Source organism: Rhodococcus sp. IC4_135, assembly GCF_011602025.1.
In the GTDB taxonomy this organism is placed as follows: Bacteria; Actinomycetota; Actinomycetes; order Mycobacteriales; family Mycobacteriaceae; genus Rhodococcus_F; species Rhodococcus_F baikonurensis.
This window is the reverse complement of the sequence record NZ_JAAOLG010000007.1, coordinates 146,808-168,347: the sequence shown is the minus strand read 5'-3', so window position 1 is coordinate 168,347 and position 21,540 is coordinate 146,808. Positions and strand designations below refer to the sequence as shown.

The window sequence follows — 21,540 nt, the reverse complement described above, 5'->3', positions numbered from 1 at the left end:
GAATTGTCTCGTTATTCCGATAGGTTCGATTTTGTTCGGACACCCCGCCGCCCGCTGACAACACGACGGAGTGCCTTTTGCTCGCTATCTTGCTTGCCCATGCCGTTGCCGCCCTCTTGGCTCCGCTTGTGGTGCGCAGGTTAGGGCGAAACGGCTTCTTCCCCCTCGCGATAGTCCCCCTCGCCGGCCTCGGCTGGGTCATCGACAAATGGGGCACCGTCGAGTCGCTGCACATCACCTGGGTTCCCGGCCTGTCGATGGACATCGACTTCAGATTCGACGCGCTCTCGGCCATCATGGCCGTGCTCGTCCTGGGTGTCGGCACGCTGATCCTGATCTACTGCGCCCGCTACTTCAACGACGACGAACCTCGACTCGGAATCTTCGCCGCCGAGATGGTCGCCTTTGCCGGCGCCATGTTCGGGCTCGTGACCAGCGACAACATGCTGCTTCTCTACGTGTTCTGGGAACTGACGACGGTCCTGTCGTTCCTGCTGGTCGGTCACTACGCCGAACGCGCCACCAGTCGCCGCGCCGCGACCCAGGCACTGCTCGTGACCACCGCCGGTGGTCTCGCGATGTTGGTCGGCATGATCATCCTCGGCCAGGTCGGCGGTAGCTACAACCTCTCCGAACTGGTCGCGAACCCGCCGACGGGGTGGCTCCCGTCCGTCGCGATCGTCTTGATCCTGATCGGCGCGCTCTCCAAATCGGCGATCGTGCCCCTGCACTTCTGGCTGCCCGGTGCGATGGCCGCGCCTACCCCCGTCAGCGGCTATCTACACGCTGCCGCGATGGTCAAGGCCGGTATCTACCTCGTCGCGCGCCTGGCTCCCGGGTACGCCGATTCGACGCCGTGGCGCATCACCATCATCAGTTTGGGTCTGCTGTCGATGATCCTCGCCGGTTGGCGAGCCATGCGCGCATACGACCTCAAACTCGTCCTCGCCTTCGGAACCGTCAGCCAACTCGGCTTCATGATGGTCCTGGTCGGCATCGGTACGCGTGACGCCGCCCTGGCCGGTATGACGATGGTCGTGGCGCACGCGATGTTCAAGGCCGCACTCTTCATGGTGGTGGGCATCATCGATCACACCACCGGCACCCGTGACCTGCGCAAACTTGCTCACCTGGGTAAGGCGGCACCCGCTCTGGCGATCATCGCGAGCCTCGCTGCCGCCAGCATGGCCGGTCTGCCACCGCTACTCGGATTCGTCGGCAAGGAAGCCGCACTCGAATCGGTTCTCGAAACGAACGCGCTCGGCCACTGGTCGTCTATTGCCGTCGTCACGGTGATCGTGTTGGGCTCGATCCTGACCGTCGGCTACAGCGTCCGGTTCATCTGGGGCGCCTTCGGACGCAAGACCCTGAGCAAGCCCAGCCCGGCCGTCAGCAAGATGCACAAGCCGGGCTGGCTGTTCTTGTTCGCGCCCGGCTTGCTCGCCGTTCTCGGTCTGGCCGCCGGCATTCTCTCGCCGCAACTCGAGAAGCTGCTGACGCCGTACTCCACCACGCTGGCCCCTGGCCCGCACGCCGATTACCACCTCGCACTGTGGCACGGATTCAACACTCCGCTGCTGCTCACGTGCATCGTCATCGCCGGCGGTGTCGCGCTCTACATCGCACAGCGTCAGATCAGCCGACTGCACTTCGAGCACCCGCCGCTGGGCAACGCCGACCGTATCTACGACGCGACCCTGCGTGGCATGGACACCATCTCGATGCGCCTGACCGGCGCCACTCAGCGTGGTTCGCTCCCCCGCACGCAGTCGACGATTCTCGCGACGCTGGTCGTCGTGCCGCTGTTCCTGCTGATCATCGACACCAAGGACGCCGGCGTCGACCTACGGATGTGGGATTCGCCGATCCAGTTCACGATCGCGCTGATGATGATCTCGGCCGCCATCGCTGCAACGCTGATGCGCAACCGACTCGCGAGCGTCATCCTCGTCGGACTCACCGGCTACGGCTGCGGTGTGTTGTTCGCGCTGCACGGTGCTCCCGACCTGGCTCTGACCCAGTTCCTCGTCGAAACACTGACGCTGGTGATCTTCGTGCTCGTACTTCGGAAGTTCCCCGCCGAAGTCGACGAAAGCAAGGCGATCGGCTTCAAGTGGCCGCGTGCCGCACTCGCCGTCGCCGTCGGAATCACCGTCACCACCATCGCGGCATTCGCCACCAACGCCCGGAACACTCGTCCGATCTACGAACTGCTTCCCGACGCGGCCTACGACCTGGGCAACGGCAAGAACGTCGTCAACGTCCTACTCGTCGACATCCGCGCATGGGACACGCTCGGTGAGATCTCCGTGCTGCTGGTCGCAGCGACCGGCGTCGCCAGCCTCGTGTTCCGCAACCGCCGCTTCGGTATCGCGCCGCGCGTCGCCGACGCTCCCTCCGTCATCGTGGACAAAGCTGCCGCCAACTCCGATACGACGTGGCTGCGCGGCGGAGACCTGATCGATCCGCGGCACCGTTCACTGGTTCTCGAGGTCACCACGAGGTTGATCTTCCCGGCCATCATGGTGTTGTCGATCTACTTCTTCTTCTCCGGTCACAACGCTCCCGGCGGAGGTTTCGCCGGAGGCCTGACGGCGGGCCTCGCCCTCGTGCTGCGTTACCTCGCCGGTGGCCGCTACGAACTCGGTGAAGCAGTGCCCATCGACGCGGGCAAGATCCTCGGCCTCGGCCTGGCGCTCTCCGCAGGTACCGCCCTGGTGTCGCTGTTCTTCGGAGCTCCGGCACTCTCGTCGGCCGTCTTCGAGTTCACGCTCCCACTGATCGGCCACGTCAAACTGGTCACCGCACTGTTCTTCGACCTGGGCGTCTACCTCATCGTGGTCGGCCTGGTCCTGGACGTACTCCGAAGTCTCGGCGCCCGCCTCGACGCAGAAATCGAGGTGAAAGCACCATGAGCGCAAACATCGGAATGCTGATCCTGATCGGCGTCCTCACGTCGGCCGGTGTCTACCTGCTGATCGAACGAAGCATCACCCGGATGCTCCTGGGTCTGCTCCTGTTCGGCAACGCCATCAACCTCTTGATCCTGACCGTCGGTGGATCGGACGGGAATCCGCCCATCGTCGGCCGAGATTCGGTCCACGAGGAGATAGCGGATCCGCTCGCCCAGGGCATGATCCTGACGGCGATCGTGATCACGATGGGAATCGCCGGCTTCGTTCTGGCACTGGCGTACCGGTCTTACAAGATCAACACCGCCGACGCCGTCGAGGACGATCCCGAGGACACCAAGGTTCTCAAGCGTCGCCTGCCGGCCGACGCTCCCGACCACGACCGCTCCGACGACCCGGTCACCGGTGCCCCGAGCATCGGCGGCGACGCATTCGACAAGGACGGAAACCCTATTCCCCTCGAACAACTGGTCAACCTCGAGGACATCGAATGCTACGACGACCTCCACGACGGCGACTTCGAGGACGAACCGGTACCCGACTGGGCCACCGACCTCGCTCGTAAGAAGGAAACCGAGAAGCGGCGTAAAGACGCTCGCCAGACCGAGATCGAGGGAGGTGGAGGCGCATGACCATCTCGGACAACCTGATGGGAGCCCTTGCGCCCCTACCCGTCCTGATCCCGATGCTGGCCGCAGCCGCGACGCTGGTCGTCGGTCGGCGGCCTCGCTTCCAGCGTGTGATCACCCTGATCGCGCTGGTCGGCGTCGTTGCTGTGTCCGGCCTGCTGCTCTACCTCGCCGACCGCGACGGGACGACCGCTGTTCAGGTCGGTGGCTGGGATTCGCCCATCGGCATCACACTCGTCGTCGACCGTCTATCGGCGATGATGCTGGTGGTCTCGTCGGTGGTGCTGCTCGCCGTCATGATCTACGCGATCGGTCAGGGTATTCGCGACGGCAGCGAGGCCCAGCCGGTCTCGATCTTCCTGCCGACCTATCTGGCGTTGACTGCCGGTATCTCCAACGCGTTCCTCGCCGGTGACCTCTTCAACCTGTACGTCGGGTTCGAGGTTCTGCTTGCCGCGAGTTTCGTGCTCCTGACGCTCGGTGCCAGCGCCGACCGCGTCCGGGCCGGTATCTCGTACGTGATGGTCTCGATGGTGTCTTCACTGATCTTCCTGGCGGGCATCGCCTTCGCCTATGCGGCGACCGGCACCCTCAACATGGCCGACATGGCCCTGCGCTTCGACAACATTCCGCCGGGCACACGAACGGCCATCTTCGGTGTCCTGCTCGTGGCGTTCGGAATCAAGGCCGCGGTCTTCCCGCTCTCGGCGTGGCTACCCGACTCGTATCCGACCGCGCCCGCACCGATCACCGCCGTCTTCGCCGGGTTGCTCACCAAGGTCGGTGTGTACGCGATCATCCGCGCGCACTCGTTGCTGTTCCCGCAGGGAGAACTCGACAACGTACTGATGGTGTGCGGCCTGCTCACGATGGTGGTCGGCATCATGGGTGCCATCGCGCAGAGCGACATCAAACGCCTGCTCTCGTTCACACTGGTCAGCCATATCGGTTACATGATCTTCGGTATCGCGCTGTCCACGACGTCCGGGCTCTCCGGCGCGATCTACTACGTCGCCCACCACATCATCGTGCAGACGACGCTCTTCCTCGTCGTGGGTCTGATCGAACGACAAGCCGGGTCGTCGTCGCTGCGCCGTCTCGGCGGTCTGGCGGCGGCCAGCCCGATCCTGGCGATCGTCTTCCTGATCCCGGCCCTGAACCTCGGTGGTATTCCGCCGTTCTCGGGCTTCATCGGCAAGGTCGCACTCCTGCAAGCCGGTGCGTCCGACGCCAGCGCGTTGGCCTGGATCCTCGTCGCCGGCGGCACGATCACCAGCTTGCTGACGCTCTACGCCGTCGCCCGCGTGTGGACCAAGGCATTCTGGCGAGCCCGCGCCGACGCACCCGAAGGTGACCTCGCCGACGTCAGCCCGTCAGCGTTGATCGACGAATCCGAAGAGGACATCGCGTTCGTCGACCGCGAGGACGTCGGCAAGATTCCGCTCTTCATGCTGATCCCGACGGTCGGTCTCGTCATCGTCGGCCTGGCGCTGACGGTGTTCGCGGGCCGGATCATCGACATCAGCGACAGAGCGGCGAAGGATCTGCAGGACCGGTCCATCTACATCGACGCGGTTCTCGGCAACCACCGACCCGTGCCGGTGGACGAAGCTCCCGTCGCTGCAGACGACCCTGCAGCCGTCCCGAACACCGATGTCCCGAACACCGATGTCCCGAATACCGAGGAGGCTCCGCGATGAAACGCGAACAGGTACTCCGCGTCGGGATCCTGCTGTGGCTGATGGTCGTGTGGATCCTGTTGTGGGGCAACATCAGCTTCGGCAACATCTTCGGCGGACTCGCCGTCGGCCTGATCATCATGGTCCTGCTTCCCCTCCCGCGCGTACCGGTCGAGGGTCGGGTGCATCTGCTGTCGATTCTGCGTCTGCTGTGGATGATCGTGTACTACGCGATCGTGTCGAGTATCCAGGTCGCCTGGCTGGCGATCCGTCCGTCGCCGCCGCCGGTCACCGGAGTTCTGCGGTACCAACTCGGAATCAAGTCGGACCTGGTTCTCACGCTGTGCATCGACGTTCTGAACCTGATCCCGGGCACCATGGTTCTCGAGATCGACCAGAACCGACGCATCGTCTACGTCCATGTGCTCGACGTCGGATCGCAGAAAGCCGTCAGTGCGTTCTACCGCTCGGTGGAGGATCTCGAGCGGTTGTTCATCGCGTCGTTCGAACGTGATTCGGACTGGCAGCCCAGCCCCTGGCACCAGCGCGACTACGAATTCGATGCACCCCGGCAGGAGGACCAACCATGAACGGGTTCATCACCACGATCTTGATCATTTCCGGAGTGATTCTCCTGATCGCCGCAGTACTGACCACGTTCCGACTGCTCGACGGTCCGAGCTCACTCGACCGCCTCGTCGCTCTGGACACGATCATCGCGGTCTCGATGTGTGGGCTCGCGGTCTGGGCTGCGTACAGCAAAGACACGACCATCGTTCCCGCCATCGTGGCGCTGGCGCTGGTCGGCTTCATCGGTTCCGTGTCCGTCGCGCGCTTCCGGGTGAGTGACCAGTGATCGGCAACATCCTCGACACGATCGGGGCCGTCTCCATCTTCCTCGGCGCGCTGCTCGCACTGACCGCCGCGGTGGGAATCGTTCGCTTCCCCGACACCCTGCGTCGTATGCACGCGGCCACCAAGCCTCAGGTGGTCGGACTTGTTCTGGTTCTGATGGGTGCGGTGTTCCTGCTTCGTGGCAGCGTCGACATCTGGATGCTGGTACTGGTCGGCATCTTCACGTTGCTGACCGCGCCCGTCATCGCGCACAGCGTCGGACGCGTCGCCTACCGCGAACAGCGTGAAGAGGACGACCTCATGAAGATCAACGAGCTGGAAGACCCGGACTCTCTCCTGTAGCGGCATCCCACTCACCGTCGCGCTCGCCCCACACTGCAAGAGCGGTGCCGGGGCGGGCGAAGAAGGTGGCGAAGTACGCCACCGACATGAGAACCAGGACAGCCATCAGCAGCGGCCCGAAGATCGCCGGGTACTCGGCCATCTGCACTGCAGCGAATCGGTACGAAAGCAACAATCCCGCGAGCAGTGCCGAGCCGCCGATCAACAGGCGCACTCGGAACCAACCCCAACCTCGCTCCGGATCCCGCAGCGCCGCATCGAGCGTCAGGCACAGGACCGCACCGGCAATGAGGTCGACGCCGTAGTGGAAGCCGAATCCGAGCGTCGCCGTCAGGGTCGCGACGAGCCAGAACGATCCCAGGCTGCGAATCCACCACGGTCCGCTGCGCGAGTGGATGAACAACGCGACCGCCCACGCGGTGTGCAGGCTCGGCATGCAGTTTCGCGGTGCGGCGTCGTCGAACGGCAGCGACGACGGCGACGCGAAGTCGAAGTTGGGCACGATATTCGGCCAGTAGTCACCGATCTGGAATCCGAAACCACGCGGACCGAAGGCGAACACCGGCCCGACCACCGGGAACAGGACGTAGAAGATCGGGCCGATCAGCCCGATGAGCAGGAACGTTCGCAGCAGGTGATGCGACGGCCATCCATTGCGTACTTGATAGAGAGCAACCACGATCACTGCGACGGGTAGTTCGACGTAGATCCAGTCGAGCGCTGCGGCACCGACGGGGCCCATGGCGTCGACGATCTGACCCATCACCCACGACGGGTTCCCGAGAGCCTGGTCGGCGAGGAATACGTACTCGTCCCAGACATCGGTGCCGACGAGAATGGTGATCTCCAGCCACGTTTCGGCAACCTTGGCCGCGATGATGAGCAACGCGCCCAGAGCGACGCCGTGCAGAACGCTGAGTCGACGCTCGCCGGACAACTTCCACACCGCGTACACCGCGATGGCTGTCAGAACCCAGGTGCCGCCGGTGCCCATCGTCAGCGGTCCACCCGAGAACCAGCGGATCGCGCCGACGACCACGTCGATGACGACGGCCGCGGATACCGCGTAGATGCGTTCTTTGTTGTTCAGCCCGACCAGCGCGAGAGCGAGGCCGACCCACGGCATCGTCGCCGAACGGGGAACGAGGAAGTAGTCACCGAAGAGGCTTTCCACCGGACCGAGATAGCCCTTGTACGACGCGAACGCCTGCACGCCCAGAACCAGGGCGGTCAATGCTGCTGTGCCGATCAGAAGGAGTCGATGAGAACTCGACCACGAACGATCAGATTGTCCGGGTGCGTCCCCTCGTTGGGACCAACTGTCTATCAACACCGGACAATAGTAAACGGCATGTGAACCGAATATGGACACCCACTGGACAAACGGTTGGTATGCCCGGATTTTCAGTCCGCGAAACTGCCCTTCCCGCGGTGAGCCTGCTAGGTGCCCAGCTCTGCGACCAAGGCGTCGACGACCGCGACAAGATCGCCACCGGTCGCTTCCGCAACGCGGCGTTGACGCTGGTAGGACGCACCACGACGGGGAATGTCCGCCACCGATGCCAACTCGTCCGCGCAGCCGAGCGACACCGCGATCGGTGCCAAATCGTCGAGCAGGCGATCCAGATCGTCAGTGACGAGGCACTCGTTCGCGTCGGAGTCGAGAATGATCTCGGCGTCCAGTCCGTATCTTGCTGCGCGCCACTTGTTTTCCTTGACGTGCCACGGCTGCATGTTCGGCAGAGTCTCACCGGCACTCAATCGGCGATCCAGATCGACGATGAGGCAGTGGACCAGCGCAACCAGTGCACCCAGTTCTGCGCGCGTCGAGACGCCGTCGAACACCCGGACCTCGATGGTTCCCCACTTCGGTGCGGGACGGATGTCCCAGTGCATGCCACCGATCTTGGTGATCACACCGGTCTTCATCTGGTCGTCGATGAACGATTCGTACTCGGCCCAGTTCTCGAACTGGTACGGAAGACCTGCGGTGGGTAACTGCTGGAACATCAACGCGCGATTGGACGCATAGCCCGTGTCCACTCCGGCCCACATCGGCGAGGACGCCGACAGCGCCAGAAGGTGCGGATAGCGCTGCAGCAGCGCATTGATGATGGGGAAAACGCGGTCCGCGGACGAGACACCCACGTGAACGTGCACGCCCCAGATCAGCATCTGCCGACCCCACCACTGCGTGCGTTCGATGAGTTCGTCGTAGTCGGGCGTCCGGGTCACCAACTGCGTCGACCATTGCGCGAACGGGTGCGTGCCCGCGCTGATGAGGTCGACGCCGAGCGGATTCGCAGCGCGGCGAAGCAGATCCAGTGATCTGTCGAGATCACTCATCGCCTCGCCGACCGTCGAGTGAATACCCGTGACGAGTTCGACGGTATTTCGCAGTAGTTCCTTGGTGATGTGCGGGGTTTCGGAGCCGGCAAGCTCTTCGACCGCCGAAAACACCTCGGCTGCTGTGTTGGAGAGATCTCTGGTCTTGCGATCGACCAGCGCGATCTCCCACTCCACGCCCAGCGTCGGGCGCGGCGAACCTGGAAATGGAACTACCACGCAGAGAATCCAATCACAGTGTCGGTGAAAACACCGTGCTGGCTACTGCGTGGTAGTCGCCGGAAGTGATGCAAAACTCAGGTGAGTTTGTCAGCTCTTGGTGATGACACCGCAAGCGACGCGTCCGCCGGCGTCACCGGTGTCGAGGGTCTGCTGATCCGGTGCCGGCGCGTAACGCGTCGGGATGTTGCCGAAGTTGTCTGCACCGGCATGGATCATGACGGATGTTCCACCGTTGGCGACCAGTTCGTCGACGGTGAATGCATCGGTCGTGGTGACCAGCGTGGCGGTGCCGTCTTCGAGGACCTGAACCGAAGTGAGGTCGCCGCTGGCCGGATGGCCCGTGTGGCCCTCAGCCTGGAAGTGTCCGCCTGCCGAGAGGAAGTTACCCGGCTCTCCGCCGCTGGGAGCTACGGAATTGGTCTCGCACTTGGCGACCTGGTGCACGTGGAATCCATGGAATCCGGGGGTCAGGCCCTTGGCGTCGAGGGTGACCTTGACGTCGCTGCCTTCCTGAGCGAACGTGACCGTTCCGACCTTGGCGCCGTCGGTGCCGTTCAGCGTCGCGGTGACCGTCTCGGCAGAAGCGCCGGCGTGAGCCGTCTCCGAACCGTGGCCGCCCGCGCTTTCGTGCGCGCTGGGATCGGCTGCACCGGTCCACACCGGAGGAGTCGTGCCGGGGACGCTGCTGGGCTCTTCGCTGTTACTGCAAGCGGTCAAGCCGAAAGCGGCAATCGCGACTACAGGGGCAACGACGCGCCAGGACATACGCCGGGTGCTGCTGGGGGCCATCGAACCGCTCCTTTGAGGTGGCGAGAAAGTGCTTCTGATCATAACGGCGCGTGTAGTAGCTGGAACCGACGGGTCAGTTCCACCTTCACGAGCGGTCAGTTGGAGGTCACGATCACGATCACGCCAGGTGACGCGTTCGCAATGCCGGCGAATCGTGGCTCTGCGGTGACTCCGAGTTCAGCTGCGATCTTCTGTGCCGCTGCCTTCTCCGCCGCGGACGATCCGTAGTACACCGTCGTCGTACTGACGGTGCCCTCGCTGTAGTTACCCGTCTCCTCGACGTTCCAACCTGCTGCCGTCAATTCCTCGGCGGTGCCTGCTGCCAGCCCGGAGACGGTGCTGTTGTTGAGTACTCGAACGCTGACATTCGACGTGTCGGTGCCGCTCGCAGAGCTGGAACTCGTGGTCGTCGCAGCTCCCGAGGGCCGTGACGCCGTGGTGGTGGTCTCGCCCGAAGCGGGTTGGGTCGTCGCTGCCGGCTTGGAGGTGGCAGGGGCCGGAGCGGGGGCGCTCGTCGTGGCAGGCGCCGAGGATTCGGTCTGCTCTGCTGCGGTGTTCTCGTCGCCCGATCCACCGTCGCTCGATCCACCCAGAGAGGCTGCTCCGAGACCGATGAACACGATCGCCAGAGCGATCAACACCATGGCGATTGCGCGAAGCGGAGGTCCGGACGGCTGCTCTTTCGGGGTACTCACGATGTCGACCTTATCGCCAGTGCGTGGACAGCCCGCTCATCTGTACGCGTGATTCAGGTGACCTCGAAGCCGAGGCGACGGGCGGCCCTGGCCTTCTGACGGCTGGCACGCAGACGACGCAGGCGCTTGACCAGCATGGGATCAGCCGCCAAGGATTCGGGGCGATCGACCAACGCATTGAGAACCTGGTAGTAGCGGGTTGCCGACATGTCGAACAACTCCTTGATGGCTTCTTCCTTCGCGCCGGCGTACTTCCACCACTGGCGCTCGAAGGAGAGGATGTCGTGTTCGCGGCGGGTGAGGCCGTCTTCGCCGACCTCGTGCATGCCAGCTGTATCTACTACCGAATCGTCGGCGCCAGTGCCTTCGGACTGGTTCCGACTACGCGCGGTTGCGCCGTCCATGTCACTCCTCGACTGCTGTGCTCGGCGTCAGCGAGACTCGTATGCCCGGTGTTCTTTTCCGACCGATATTCTCGCGGCCGTGAGCTACCCGGTCCCCTGACCCCGAAGGTAACTCACAATTTCCCCCGCGGCCCACGTTCCGACCGAGCAACGAATTACATCGCTGTTCTTCAGCAACCATTGAACCATGATCGAGTGTGCGGGCCGTGATAACTACGCGGGCGCGCCGCACTATCCTTGTCCGCATGGCTATCCTCCCCATCCGAATCGTCGGCGACCCGGTACTGCACAAGGCGACAGAGCCGGTCACTCAGTCCCCGGCCGAGATCGCCGAACTGATCGCAGACATGTACGAGACGATGGACGCTGCCAACGGCGTCGGTCTGGCGGCAAATCAGGTCGGTGTTCCCCTCCGTGTCTTCGTCTACGACTGCCCCGGTGACGACCGCACCAGCGAGCGTCGACGCGGCGTCGTGGTGAACCCGGTACTCGAGACCTCCGAAATCCCGCAGACGATGCCTGACCCGGACGAAGACTTCGAGGGTTGCCTTTCCGTTCCCGGCGAGCAGTTCCCGACGGGCCGCGCCGATTGGGCGAAGGTCACCGGCACCGACGCCGACGGCAACCCGATCGAGGTCGAGGGCACCGGATTCTTCGCGCGGATGCTCCAGCACGAGACGGGCCATCTCGACGGATTCCTGTACACGGACGTGCTGATCGGCCGTAATGCACGCGCCGCCAAGAAGATCATCAAGCGTTCCGGTTGGGGCAAGCCCGGTCTGACCTGGACGCCGGGCACCGTCGACGATCCGTTCGGTCACGACGACGACGATTACGAAGACTGAGAATTCTGCTCTGAACGGCAACATTTCGATCGGTAGCCGGGTGGTTTTGCGATACAAGCTCCCACCCGGCTATTCGCATCCCATGACCGACGTCATCGGCATCCTCGAAGGTGCCGATCCCATCGCCGTCCGCGCCGGCGACGGTCGACTGGTCCAGGTCTCCGCCGATCAGGTGATCGCACTCAAGACTCTCTCGGCCCGCCCGATTCGCATCGGTGAGATTCGAAACCTCGAAACGGCGGCCGCGGCGGCATGGCCGGGGGTCGAACAGGCGTGGATCGACGGTTGGTTGCTACGCGCCGGTCACGGTTTCACCGGCCGCGCCAATTCGGCTTTGCCGCTCGGTGGTGCGGGGACGGTTGCCGGCTTCGACGCGAGCACTGTCGAACGGATACGCCAGTGGTTCGGTGACCGCGGCCTGCCGACCCTGCTGCTCCTCCCCGATCGACTTGGCACCTCCCCGGACGGGTGGGCCAGTGAGAAGGAAACCATCGTGATGGCCGCCGATCTGGGCAATGTCACCCTGCCGCTCGGTCCTCCGGTCACCTCGTTCGCCGACCGTCCCGACCACAACTGGCTGTCGACGTACGACGCCCACGGCGACCCGGCGGTTGTCGAGGCGGTCCTGACTGCTGTCGTGGGCAGTGCAACTTTCGGCGCGATCGGAAACACCGATACGACGCTTGCCATCGGGCGCGCTGCACTCACCGAGGCGCCCGACCACAAGCGCTGGGTCGGACTCACCGGCATTCACGTCGCCCCCGAACACCGACGCCACGGAATCGGGTCGCTGATCTGCGGAGATCTGCTCTCCTGGGGTCGCGGGAACGGTGCGACGCACGCCTACCTCCAGGTTTCGGTCGAGAACTCCGCGGCGATCGCGCTCTACGAGCGGCTCGGATTCGTCGAACACCACCGCTACCGATACGCCACCGATCCTGTCGGCGGCTGACGCTAGGCTTGCCCTCGTGCGCATCGCTACTTGGAACGTCAACTCCGTCCGTGCCCGTACCGACCGGATCATCGACTGGCTCGGTCGATCCGACGTCGACGTCCTGGCAATGCAGGAAACCAAGTGCAAGGACGAGCAGTTTCCGTACGAGCGCTTCAAGGAAATCGGCTACGAGGTCGCCCACGTCGGTTTGAGCCAGTGGAACGGTGTCGCCATCGCTTCGCGCGTCGGCCTGGACGACGTGCAGATCGGCTTCGAGGATCAGCCCGGGTTCGACAAGGATCCCGAGGCCGACCCGGTCCGCGAGGCACGTGCGATCGGTGCCACCTGCGGCGGTGTGCGGGTGTGGAGCCTGTACGTCCCTAACGGCCGCGAGCTGGAAGACCCGCATTACGCTTACAAGTTGGATTGGCTGGCCAAGCTGCGCGACGACGCGGAGGGCTGGCTCAAGCAGGATCCCGATGCGCAGATCGCCCTGGTCGGCGACTGGAACGTCGCTCCCACGGACGACGACGTCTGGGATCCCGCGTTCTTCGAAGGCAAGACCCACACGTCCGAGCCGGAGCGAGCAGCGTTCACGGCGTTCACCGAGTCCGGGTTCGCGGACGTCGTTCGCCCGTACACCCCCGGCCCTGGCGTGTACACGTACTGGGACTACACGCAGCTTCGCTTCCCGAAAAAGCAGGGCATGCGAATCGACTTCATCCTCGGCTCACCGGCATTCGCAGCCCGCGTCGAAGCAGCCGAGATCGATCGAAACGAGCGAAAAGGCAAGGGCGCCAGCGATCACGCTCCGGTGATCGTGAATCTCGGAGCCTGATCGTCTGTTCGTAGTTGCCGGCGGCTAGTCCTCGACGAGCAATTCCAGGTACTCGGGATGCTCGCCGAGGTACCGCTGAACGTAGGTGCACACGGGCCGTACCGACCATTCACGTTCACGGGCACAGTCCATCGCGAACTGTACGAGTACGGCTGCCAGTCCCTGCCCGCCGTACTCTTCCTTGACGACGGTGTGCATGTAGGCGACCACGTCGCCGGCTTCGGCTCCGCTGCCCAGGATCTCGTCCTCGTCGCGGTATCCGAGGATGCCGACCAACTCGTCGCCGGAGAGCAGTTCGAATCGTTCGTGCGACGGGTTGTCCACGAGCGTGACTTCCGGTGAGGTTCCGGCCTTCGAGTGTTCGGTGTCGTTCATTGCGGCGACCTCCACGGCACGATGTGCACCTGCGCGATCGGCGACAGCTGCGCTCGCACGCTCTCCATAACTGTGATCCATGCCACTCATAGAATCAGCTACCGACGACGCTGTCCCGGATTCGACCAATTTTTGCACCGGAAGCGACCGGATCGCAATCACAGTTCGCGAGGTCGTTTGCGCGAAGGGTGGGGCCGAGATGCCGTTTCCCCAGGTCCGATCGGTAGGCTCGTCGTCGTGAAGCTGCTGCCCCTGACCCCCGCCGGACAGACCCCGATTCGGGCATTGACCATCGCCGGAACCGATTCCGGCGGTGGAGCCGGTATTCAAGCCGATTCCCGCACGATGGCGATGTGTGGAGTGCACGCCTGCGTGGCCGTCGCCGCTGTGACGGTCCAGAATTCGGTGGGAGTCAGCGGATTCCACGAGATTCCCCCGGAGATCGTCGCCGACCAGGTACGCGTCGTGGTCTCGGACATCGGCGTCGGTGCGGCGAAGACAGGAATGCTGGCGTCGACGACGATCATCGAAGCGGTAGCCGCAGTCGCCGCCGAGGTGGGAATCGGCCGCGACCGACCGATCCCGCTCGTGGTCGACCCGGTATGCGCGTCGATGCACGGTGATCCGCTGCTGCACGAAGAAGCTCTCGACGCGGTCCGCAACACCTTGATTCCGGCTGCCACGGTGGTCACTCCGAACCTCGACGAGGTCCGGTTGATCACCGGCATCGAGGTCGTCGACGACAAGAGCGCCCGCCAAGCAGCAGAAGCGCTGCATGCGCTCGGCGCTCAATGGTCCATCGTCAAGGGCGGTCACCTTCGTACCTCGGAGCTGTCGACCGACCTGCTGTTCGACGGCGACCGTTTCCTCGAATTCAGCAGTGCCCGGATCGACACCGGCAACGATCACGGCGGCGGAGACACGCTGGCCGCTGCGATCACTTGCGCTCTCGCACATGGCTATTCCGTTCCGGACGCGGTGGCATTCGGCAAGGAGTGGGTGACCAAATGCCTCGAGGCGTCGTACGACCTCGGCGCGGGCCATGGTCCGGTGTCCCCGCTCTGGCGGCTTCAGGTTTAGTGCGCTAGTTCCGGCGTACGCGCCAGATACCCAGATCGACGGGGACCCCGTTGGGTGTGGTCGCGAAGAACCCTCGCCGCCACGGACGGATCGTGAGATCGAGATCCTCGAGGGTGCCGGCCTCGAGTTCTTCGAGCGTTGTCGCCGACATCATGATGTTGCCGTCGCCGCCCAGGCCCATCATCCGGGCGGCGATGGTCACGTCGACGCCGAGCCAGTCGTCGCCGATCTGGCGCGGGGTACCGGTGTGGAGGCCGACGCGCATGCGTGGGGTGTATCCGTCGAGGTCGACTTCCGCGAGCGCGTCCTGCGCGGTGAACACCGCCTTCAGGGCCGCGTCCGGGCGAATGAACACGGCCATCAGGCCGTCACCCATCCGTTTGACGACGTGTCCGCCGTTGTCGGTGATCGGGGTTTCCACGGCCTGCGCCACCGCACGCAGGAGCGTCAGCGTGGCGCCGTCACCGGCTTCGAGCGACCAGGTGGAGAAGCCCACCAGATCGGTGAAGACGATGGTCAGTTCTTGATCACCGCGGCCGCGGCCCATCTTTTCCAGCGCTGCCTGCCATACCTGCAGTGCTCCGAGACTCACTTCGCGAGTGGCTGCCGGTTTCTGATCGAGCAACCTGTCAGCGACGCGGGCCACGGCGCGGGCACCGCCGGGGCCGGCGAGCGAGAGCGGATCTCCGAATCCCGGATCACCGGGTAGTGCCCGCCTCAGCCGTCGTAGCGCGTCGATGAGCTGCTGCCGACGGTTCAGTTCTGCCGCAGAGTTCAAGACGACGTCGACGACGCCTCGAACGGAGGAGGAAGAAGCACCTGCCGTGTCGGTGTCCTCCGGGGACAGATCAGCCATAACTCAAGCGTAACTCAGAGTTACAGACAGTGTGCTGCCGCGGTTCTCGCACAGTGGCCTCCTGGTCGCCCGTCAGTCGATCATTCGGTCAGTCGATCATTCGGTTCTCGCCTGTGTTCGGGCATCGCCGACGGGAACCCCGTTCGGCCCACTCAAATCCTGGGCATACGTCGCAACTCCGAAGGCTACTGCAGAAGCGTTGGCAGCGAGCGCGTCGCGATCGATGTTCGCGAGGTTGTCCTGGGCACTGTGGTAATTCGGGTCGAAGGTCTCCTCCGCTTCGCCGCCCCACTTCTCGGCCTGAGCCGGTGTCTTGCGCTCGTCCGCGCCGCTGAACACACCGCCCGCAGGGATTCCGATCTCGATGAAGGGGCCGTAGTCGGAGCGTCCGTCGAAGTCCGTTCCGTCCGCCGCAATCCCCCGACTGGCGAGAAAGTCGACGAAGGTGCGCTCGATGCCCGCCGAACCCTCGGGACCCGGCCCCTCCCCTACGGCATCCGAGTTGTCGCCGTCGTAGGCCAGGTATCCGGCATTGGGCGAGCCGAGCATGTCGAAGTTCAGGTACAAGGCGATGTCGGCCCGTTCCTGATCGCTCAGACCTTCCACATAGCGGGTGGAGCCGACCAACCCCACTTCTTCCGCTCCCCAGAACGCGAAGCGCACGGCATTCTCGATGCTCGGTGAGCTTCCCATCTGCAGCGCGGTTTCCAGCACGGCTGCGGTGCCGCTTCCGTTGTCGTTGATTCCGGGGCCTTCCGGCACGCTGTCGAGGTGGGCGCCCACGACAACCACGTTGTCGGTCGCGCCGGTCTTGGTCTGCGCAATCACGTTGCGCGACTTCGTCGTTTCCGTCGACGTGTCGAGAATCAGCGTGAGATCTCCGGGCGCTGCGGCAAGAGCCTCGCCCGACGCCTTGCTCACGCCGCCGGTCGGGATTCGGGCGTCTTCGGGTTCACCCAAGGTAGCCCCGCCCAGCATTGCGTCCTCGTTGTTGGCAACCAACAACGCTGCCGCGCCGCGGTCCGCGGCGATCTTCTGCTTGTCGCCGAACGGGCACACTCCGCGGGTGACCAGCACGATGGCACCGTTCACGTCGCGTCCGTCGTAATCGGTGGCCTCGCACCCTGGTGTCTCGTCAGCGGGAATCGCCACCAGGCGTGCCGTGATTCCGGTCGGTCCCGTGGACGTGGAATACGTCAACGCCCGCACCGGAACATCGGAGCCGTCAGCAGCTTTCAGGGATTCGGTGCCGGGATCGAAGGAGCTGAAGTCGAATTTCGGGGTAGTGACGTCGAAACCCTTGTCTTCGAGCAGGTTTGCCACGTAGTCGACACTGGCGTCGTAGCCGGGGGTTCCGGCCGATCGATTGCCGTCGTTGTTACCGGCGATCTTCTCGAGTTGCTCCAGATGCCCGGTCACGGCGTCGACCGTGACGGTCTCGGAGAATGCCACCGGGTCTGTCGGGACGGCTGCTTGACTTCCCGACGAGCACCCACCCACCACGAGTGCTCCAGCCATTGCGACCACAACCACACCGAAGAGTCTCATCTTCGGAGGATATCGGCCGAAGCACAGGAAAGGGACCCAGTACGAATGGTTTTTCGTACTGGGTCCCTACTCTGCTGTCACTCCTCGTTCTCGGTAGGTCTCCCGACAACACCTACCGAGGGAGCGACAAGATCAGGCGTCGCGACGATTCACGATGACAATACTTGCTCCGAAAATCACCAGAACGAAGACCGCGAAGTAGATCAGGCTGCCCCAGGGACCCCAGTGGAAATCAAGGCTTCCGCCGCCCGGGCTGAGGAAGTGGTTTGCATTCGCGAACGGCAGGAACGGGGTGATCTTTTCACCAACACTGCCGAACAGTCCGAACAGGCTCTCGATGAGCAGCGGCCAGAGCAGGAGCAACGCAATAGCGCCGGCCGACTGGCGGATGATCGATCCCACGCCGACAGCGAGGATCACGCACAGGAACGCGTAGATCGGGATGCCGTAGATCGCACGCCAGTCGTCACCAGTCGACAGGGTCAGCCCCGTGCTGGCGTCGGTACCGGCCATGGCCTTGGCCACCGCATATGACCCGAAGGCGAGGGCAAAGGTCAGCACCGCGCCGAAGGCACCGATGAGGCCGGCTTTGGCGATCAGAACCGAGGCACGGTTGGGAACTGCCTGGAATGTGGTTCGGATTGTCCCGAAGCGGTACTCACTGGTGACCGCGAGGGCCGCCATGATCATGAGAACCATGATCCCGAAACCCGAGATCCCGGCCGTGGCGACGGCGGTGTCGAGGTCAGGTGCTCCCTGGACGTCCGAGGATGTCAGAGCCGACTTGGCAACGGCGCCCATGATGGCCGCGAAGCCGAGAGCGAGCACGATGATGATGACCGTGCACCACAGCGGGGACTTGGTCGTGGTGATCTTGATACGTTCAGCACTGAGAACAGCCATTACAGTGCACCTCCCATAGCCTGCTGTGTGTTTGCGTGGTGGGCTCCGGCACCCGGATCGACACCGGACGCGTGGTACTGGACATCGTCTCCGGTCAACTTCATGAACGCATCCTCGAGCGATCCCTGCTGGGACGCCAACTCGTACAACACGATTCCCTGTGAACCAGCCAGACCACCGATCACATCGGTCGTCGAATCAACGACCACCAACGCAGGCGCAACACCGGAACCGTCCTCACGCACCGTCAACCCCTGCGAGAGCAGCACACTGCGCAACGCATCGAGCTGTGGGCTACGCACCCGCACCGTCGACTCCGACGAACGATCCACGAACTCCGCCACCGTCGAATCCGAAATCAACCGACCCCGACCGATCACCACCAACTGCTCCGCCGTCAACGCCATCTCCGACAGAAGATGACTCGACACCAACACCGTGCGACCCTCGGCCGCCAACCGCTGCATGAACTTACGAATCCAGACGATGCCCTCCGGATCGAGACCGTTGACCGGCTCGTCGAACAACAACACCTTCGGATCCCCCAACAACGCACCCGCCAACCCGAGACGCTGCGACATACCCAACGAGAACCCGCCGGCCTTCTTGCCCGCCACCTCGGACAACCCGACCAACCCGAGCACCTCGTCAACCCGAGACTTCGGAATACCGTTCGAAGCAGCCATCCACTGCAAATGCGCCCGCGCACTCCGATTGGGATGCACCCACTTCGCATCCAACAACGCGCCGACAGTCCGCAGCGGTGTCTTCAGCTCCCGATACGGCTTGCCGTCGATCAACGCCGCACCCGACGTCGGCTGATCCAAACCCAGAATCATCCGCATCGTCGTCGACTTACCCGCACCGTTGGGGCCCAGAAAGCCCGTCACGATGCCCGGCTTGACCGTGAACGACAAATCGTCCACCGCTTTCGTCGGTCCGTAAACCTTGGTCAATCCCCTCAGTTCAATCATGAGGAGAACTCTGCCCTACCGGCACTGACCAGCACATCGGCCACAGGTCTAGTTCCGAGTGGTACTCAGGTAGGACATGAGTCCGGGCAATTCGGGCAGAACCCCGAGAAATCACCCGGATCTCGTCCCTCAGGACGACGCTTGAGCCCAGAATCGCTTGGGGATCCGGCCGGCGTGCCGCGCCTCGAAACCTGCCAGAACAGCGTGACGCATCGCCGACGCCATCAACGCGGGGTTCTTGGCCCGCGTCACCGCTGTCGCAAGCAGGACGGCGTCGCAGCCTAACTCCATGGCAAGGGTGGCGTCGCTGGCCGTTCCGATCCCGGCGTCGAGGATGACGGGCACGCCGGCGCGCTCGACGATCATCTCGATGTTGTGCGGATTCGCGATGCCCAACCCGGTGCCGATAGGCGAACCGAGCGGCATGACTGCTGCGCAGCCGACCTCTTCGAGGCGAAGCGCCAGCACCGGATCGTCCGTCGTGTACGGCAGAACGGTGAATCCATCGTCCACCAATTGTTCTGCGGCGGAAACGAGTTCGATTGCGTCGGGCAGCAGTGTCCGCTCGTCGGCGATGACTTCCAGTTTCACCCAGTTCGTCTCGAGCGCTTCGCGTGCCAACTGCGCCGTCAGCACTGCTTCGGCGGCGCCCCGACACCCGGCGGTGTTCGGCAGCGGTTCGATTCCGAGGCGACGAAGCAGGTCCAGAACACCCGTGCCGCCGGCCGCGTCGACTCGCCGCATCGCGACGGTGGTCAGTTCGGTGCCGGAGGCGACAAGCGCTTCCTCGAGCACCGCGAGGTTGGCGGCGCCGCCGGTTCCGGTGATGAGCCGGGAACCGAAACTGCGGCCCGCGATAGTGAGAAGGTCCTGCTCAGCCACCCTGCACCGCCGTGAGGATCTCGATTTCCCAACCACGTCCGACGGATTCGTCCCAGCGCCCGCGAGGAAAGAGCGCACCGTCGACGGCGACGGCGATGCCCTTGCTCGGCAACTCGAGGTGCGTCAGAAGTTCGGTCACCGTGACTGCTCGATCGAACTCGAGATCTTCGCCGTTGACGGTGATCCCGATCGGGACCTGCTCACTCATGAATTTTCCTTAGCTACTGCGAACCGCTCGGGTTCGGTTCCTTTTACCTCGACCAAAGATGTGCCGTTCAACAACGCGAGCGTCGCATCGGCGGTGACGGGCGTCAGCAGGACCCCGTTGCGCCCGTGCCCGGTGGAGACGACGACACGATCGGACACGCGCCCGATCAACGGCAGGTTGTCCGGCGTCATGGGACGCAGGCCTGCCGCGCATTCGTACAGTTCGTATTCGCCGATCGCCGGCATCAGCGCCTCGGCGTCGTTGATCAAGTCCCGTACTCCGGCCATCGTGACCTGTGTGTCCTCACCGGACTCGTATTGTGTTGCGCCGACGACGATTCCGTCGCCTCGCGGGACGAGGTAGGCCGGCCGGCCGTGGACGCTGCCACGGATCGTTCGACTGGGCGCCGGGGTGACTCCAGGCCTACTCCGCAGGCGAAGAATCTCGCCTTTGACCGGGCGTACCGGTAGCCCGGGCCACAGCTTGGGTGACGCGATACCGGCGGTGAGCACTACCTGATCGGTGTCCAGTTCGGCGAGGTCGTTGACGGCACGCGCGATCAATTCGACGCCGGTTTCCGCGCAGGCCTTCTGCAGCGCCTCCAGCAGAAGTCTGTTGTCGACGGCGGATTCACCGACGGCCATCAACCCCGACCGGATGCCCCGGCCCAGCATCGGTTCGAGTTCACGGATGCGCGCCCGACCGAGAACTTCGAGTTCGTGCCCCTGCGAGCTCACCCACTCGGCGATGGTCTGCAGGTCCTGCGCGTCGGCAGCATCGAGTGCAACCGTCAGCGAGCTGTCCGCGGTGAAGACCGATTGCCCGAATTTTCCGAGCTCCTCACCGAACGCCGGCCACCGTTCCAGGGAAGCTGCACCAACCGTCAACGCTGTTTCTTCACCCGGCCAGCCTTCGGAAAGCGGTGCAAGCATTCCGCCCGCCACCCACGAAGCACCTGATCCAATGGACGGGTCGTACAACCGAACGGACCACCCGTCGCGGGCTGCGCGCCACGCTATGGCGAGACCGATGACACCGCCGCCGACCACTGACACCGTACGAGCGTGTGTACTCACGAAACTCCACCTCCACTTCCTGCGCCGGCATGATCCGGGTCAGGTCTGACGGTCGGGATCTGGTCGCGATCCCCTCTCAGCCCCACGAACCTCGCAGTCACGACAAAAAAGTGACGACGACGTTTCAGGACTCCCGTGTCGAACCTTG

23 protein-coding genes and 1 riboswitch are annotated in these 21,540 nt (G+C 64.0%); of the genes, 10 read left to right on the top strand and 13 right to left on the bottom strand.

Going from position 1 to position 21,540, the window contains the following annotated elements:
* Positions 1 to 77 precede the first annotated feature (77 nt).
* Genes G8767_RS15575 through mnhG form a run of 6 tightly spaced genes read left to right on the top strand, consistent with a single transcriptional unit; the run spans position 78 to position 6,417 of the window.
* Positions 78 to 2,915 (top strand): Na+/H+ antiporter subunit A, encoded by a 2,838-nt coding sequence (locus G8767_RS15575; RefSeq protein ID WP_166810637.1) that lies wholly within the window; start codon positions 78 to 80, stop codon positions 2,913 to 2,915.
* On the top strand, positions 2,912 to 3,544 hold the full coding sequence (locus G8767_RS15570) for a Na(+)/H(+) antiporter subunit C (protein WP_095970455.1): 633 nt from the start codon (positions 2,912 to 2,914) through the stop codon (positions 3,542 to 3,544). The genes G8767_RS15575 and G8767_RS15570 overlap by 4 nt, the downstream gene beginning before the upstream one ends.
* Positions 3,541 to 5,241, top strand: a complete 1,701-nt coding sequence (locus G8767_RS15565) for a Na+/H+ antiporter subunit D (protein WP_166810636.1) — start codon at positions 3,541 to 3,543, stop codon at positions 5,239 to 5,241. Before G8767_RS15570 ends, G8767_RS15565 begins: the two co-directional genes overlap by 4 nt.
* Entirely contained in the window at positions 5,238 to 5,810 is a 573-nt protein-coding gene (locus G8767_RS15560) for a Na+/H+ antiporter subunit E (RefSeq protein WP_095970457.1), read from the top strand. The genes G8767_RS15565 and G8767_RS15560 overlap by 4 nt, the downstream gene beginning before the upstream one ends.
* The gene (locus G8767_RS15555; protein ID WP_003945061.1) at positions 5,807 to 6,076 is read left to right on the top strand and encodes a monovalent cation/H+ antiporter complex subunit F; all 270 of its coding nucleotides are present in this window, start codon (positions 5,807 to 5,809) and stop codon (positions 6,074 to 6,076) included. Before G8767_RS15560 ends, G8767_RS15555 begins: the two co-directional genes overlap by 4 nt.
* A complete protein-coding gene (mnhG, locus tag G8767_RS15550; RefSeq protein WP_095970495.1) occupies positions 6,076 to 6,417 on the top strand; it encodes a monovalent cation/H(+) antiporter subunit G in 342 nt (113 codons plus the stop codon). Before G8767_RS15555 ends, mnhG begins: the two co-directional genes overlap by 1 nt.
* Here mnhG and G8767_RS15545 read toward each other — a convergent pair.
* The 5 genes from G8767_RS15545 to G8767_RS15525 all read right to left on the bottom strand — a co-directional run bounded on the left by G8767_RS15545 (position 6,383) and on the right by G8767_RS15525 (position 10,873).
* Positions 6,383 to 7,750, bottom strand: a complete 1,368-nt coding sequence (locus G8767_RS15545) for a phosphatase PAP2 family protein (protein ID WP_166810635.1) — start codon at positions 7,748 to 7,750, stop codon at positions 6,383 to 6,385. The two genes, mnhG and G8767_RS15545, sit on opposite strands and share 35 nt — an antisense overlap.
* Before the next feature lie 107 nt (positions 7,751 to 7,857).
* Positions 7,858 to 8,982, bottom strand: coding sequence for a glutamate--cysteine ligase (locus G8767_RS15540; RefSeq protein WP_003945034.1), 1,125 nt, complete (start codon positions 8,980 to 8,982; stop codon positions 7,858 to 7,860).
* A 90-nt stretch (positions 8,983 to 9,072) separates the two neighbouring features.
* Positions 9,073 to 9,774, bottom strand: a complete 702-nt coding sequence (locus G8767_RS15535; RefSeq protein WP_007730117.1) for a superoxide dismutase family protein — start codon at positions 9,772 to 9,774, stop codon at positions 9,073 to 9,075.
* A 95-nt stretch (positions 9,775 to 9,869) separates the two neighbouring features.
* The gene (locus G8767_RS15530) at positions 9,870 to 10,469 is read right to left on the bottom strand and encodes a LytR C-terminal domain-containing protein (RefSeq protein ID WP_095970460.1); all 600 of its coding nucleotides are present in this window, start codon (positions 10,467 to 10,469) and stop codon (positions 9,870 to 9,872) included.
* Positions 10,470 to 10,522: 53 nt separating this feature from the next.
* On the bottom strand, positions 10,523 to 10,873 hold the full coding sequence (locus G8767_RS15525; protein ID WP_007730120.1) for a DUF3263 domain-containing protein: 351 nt from the start codon (positions 10,871 to 10,873) through the stop codon (positions 10,523 to 10,525).
* Between the two features lie 245 nt (positions 10,874 to 11,118).
* Here G8767_RS15525 and G8767_RS15520 point away from each other — a divergent pair, with 245 nt between their 5' ends.
* From G8767_RS15520 to G8767_RS15510, 3 genes are read left to right on the top strand one after another with little or no spacing between them, the layout of a single operon-like run.
* Positions 11,119 to 11,718, top strand: a complete 600-nt coding sequence (locus G8767_RS15520; protein WP_050655096.1) for a peptide deformylase — start codon at positions 11,119 to 11,121, stop codon at positions 11,716 to 11,718.
* 40 nt (positions 11,719 to 11,758) lie between these two features.
* The gene (locus tag G8767_RS15515) at positions 11,759 to 12,670 is read left to right on the top strand and encodes a GNAT family N-acetyltransferase (protein WP_166810634.1); all 912 of its coding nucleotides are present in this window, start codon (positions 11,759 to 11,761) and stop codon (positions 12,668 to 12,670) included.
* Between the two features lie 16 nt (positions 12,671 to 12,686).
* Positions 12,687 to 13,490, top strand: coding sequence for an exodeoxyribonuclease III (locus tag G8767_RS15510; RefSeq protein WP_095970462.1), 804 nt, complete (start codon positions 12,687 to 12,689; stop codon positions 13,488 to 13,490).
* Between the two features lie 24 nt (positions 13,491 to 13,514).
* On the opposite strand, the gene G8767_RS15505 is transcribed toward G8767_RS15510, so the two are convergent.
* Positions 13,515 to 13,946, bottom strand: coding sequence for a GNAT family N-acetyltransferase (locus G8767_RS15505; protein ID WP_234036814.1), 432 nt, complete (start codon positions 13,944 to 13,946; stop codon positions 13,515 to 13,517).
* Positions 13,947 to 14,102: 156 nt separating this feature from the next.
* Here G8767_RS15505 and thiD point away from each other — a divergent pair, with 156 nt between their 5' ends.
* Positions 14,103 to 14,945, top strand: a complete 843-nt coding sequence (gene thiD / locus G8767_RS15500; RefSeq protein ID WP_003945044.1) for a bifunctional hydroxymethylpyrimidine kinase/phosphomethylpyrimidine kinase — start codon at positions 14,103 to 14,105, stop codon at positions 14,943 to 14,945.
* Positions 14,946 to 14,949: 4 nt separating this feature from the next.
* Here the strand turns inward: thiD and G8767_RS15495 are convergent, their stop codons facing one another.
* From G8767_RS15495 to thiO, 7 genes are all read right to left on the bottom strand, one after another.
* Positions 14,950 to 15,801, bottom strand: a complete 852-nt coding sequence (locus tag G8767_RS15495) for an adenylate/guanylate cyclase domain-containing protein (protein ID WP_124567864.1) — start codon at positions 15,799 to 15,801, stop codon at positions 14,950 to 14,952.
* Positions 15,802 to 15,897: 96 nt separating this feature from the next.
* On the bottom strand, positions 15,898 to 17,349 hold the full coding sequence (locus tag G8767_RS15490) for a M20/M25/M40 family metallo-hydrolase (protein ID WP_206029399.1): 1,452 nt from the start codon (positions 17,347 to 17,349) through the stop codon (positions 15,898 to 15,900).
* A gap of 132 nt (positions 17,350 to 17,481) precedes the next feature.
* Positions 17,482 to 18,252, bottom strand: a complete 771-nt coding sequence (locus G8767_RS15485) for an ABC transporter permease (protein ID WP_124567863.1) — start codon at positions 18,250 to 18,252, stop codon at positions 17,482 to 17,484.
* On the bottom strand, positions 18,252 to 19,226 hold the full coding sequence (locus G8767_RS15480; protein ID WP_166810633.1) for an ATP-binding cassette domain-containing protein: 975 nt from the start codon (positions 19,224 to 19,226) through the stop codon (positions 18,252 to 18,254). The genes G8767_RS15485 and G8767_RS15480 overlap by 1 nt, the downstream gene beginning before the upstream one ends.
* 129 nt (positions 19,227 to 19,355) lie before the next feature.
* Entirely contained in the window at positions 19,356 to 20,108 is a 753-nt protein-coding gene (locus G8767_RS15475) for a thiazole synthase (protein WP_166810632.1), read from the bottom strand.
* Positions 20,101 to 20,316, bottom strand: a complete 216-nt coding sequence (gene thiS / locus G8767_RS15470; RefSeq protein ID WP_003944402.1) for a sulfur carrier protein ThiS — start codon at positions 20,314 to 20,316, stop codon at positions 20,101 to 20,103. Before thiS ends, G8767_RS15475 begins: the two co-directional genes overlap by 8 nt.
* Positions 20,313 to 21,392 carry a glycine oxidase ThiO gene (thiO, locus tag G8767_RS15465; protein ID WP_095973703.1) on the bottom strand — a complete coding sequence of 360 codons (1,080 nt, stop codon included), beginning with the start codon at positions 21,390 to 21,392 and terminating at the stop codon, positions 20,313 to 20,315. Before thiO ends, thiS begins: the two co-directional genes overlap by 4 nt.
* Positions 21,392 to 21,539, bottom strand: a riboswitch (TPP riboswitch). Its footprint overlaps the gene before it by 1 nt.
* Position 21,540 lies beyond the last annotated feature (1 nt).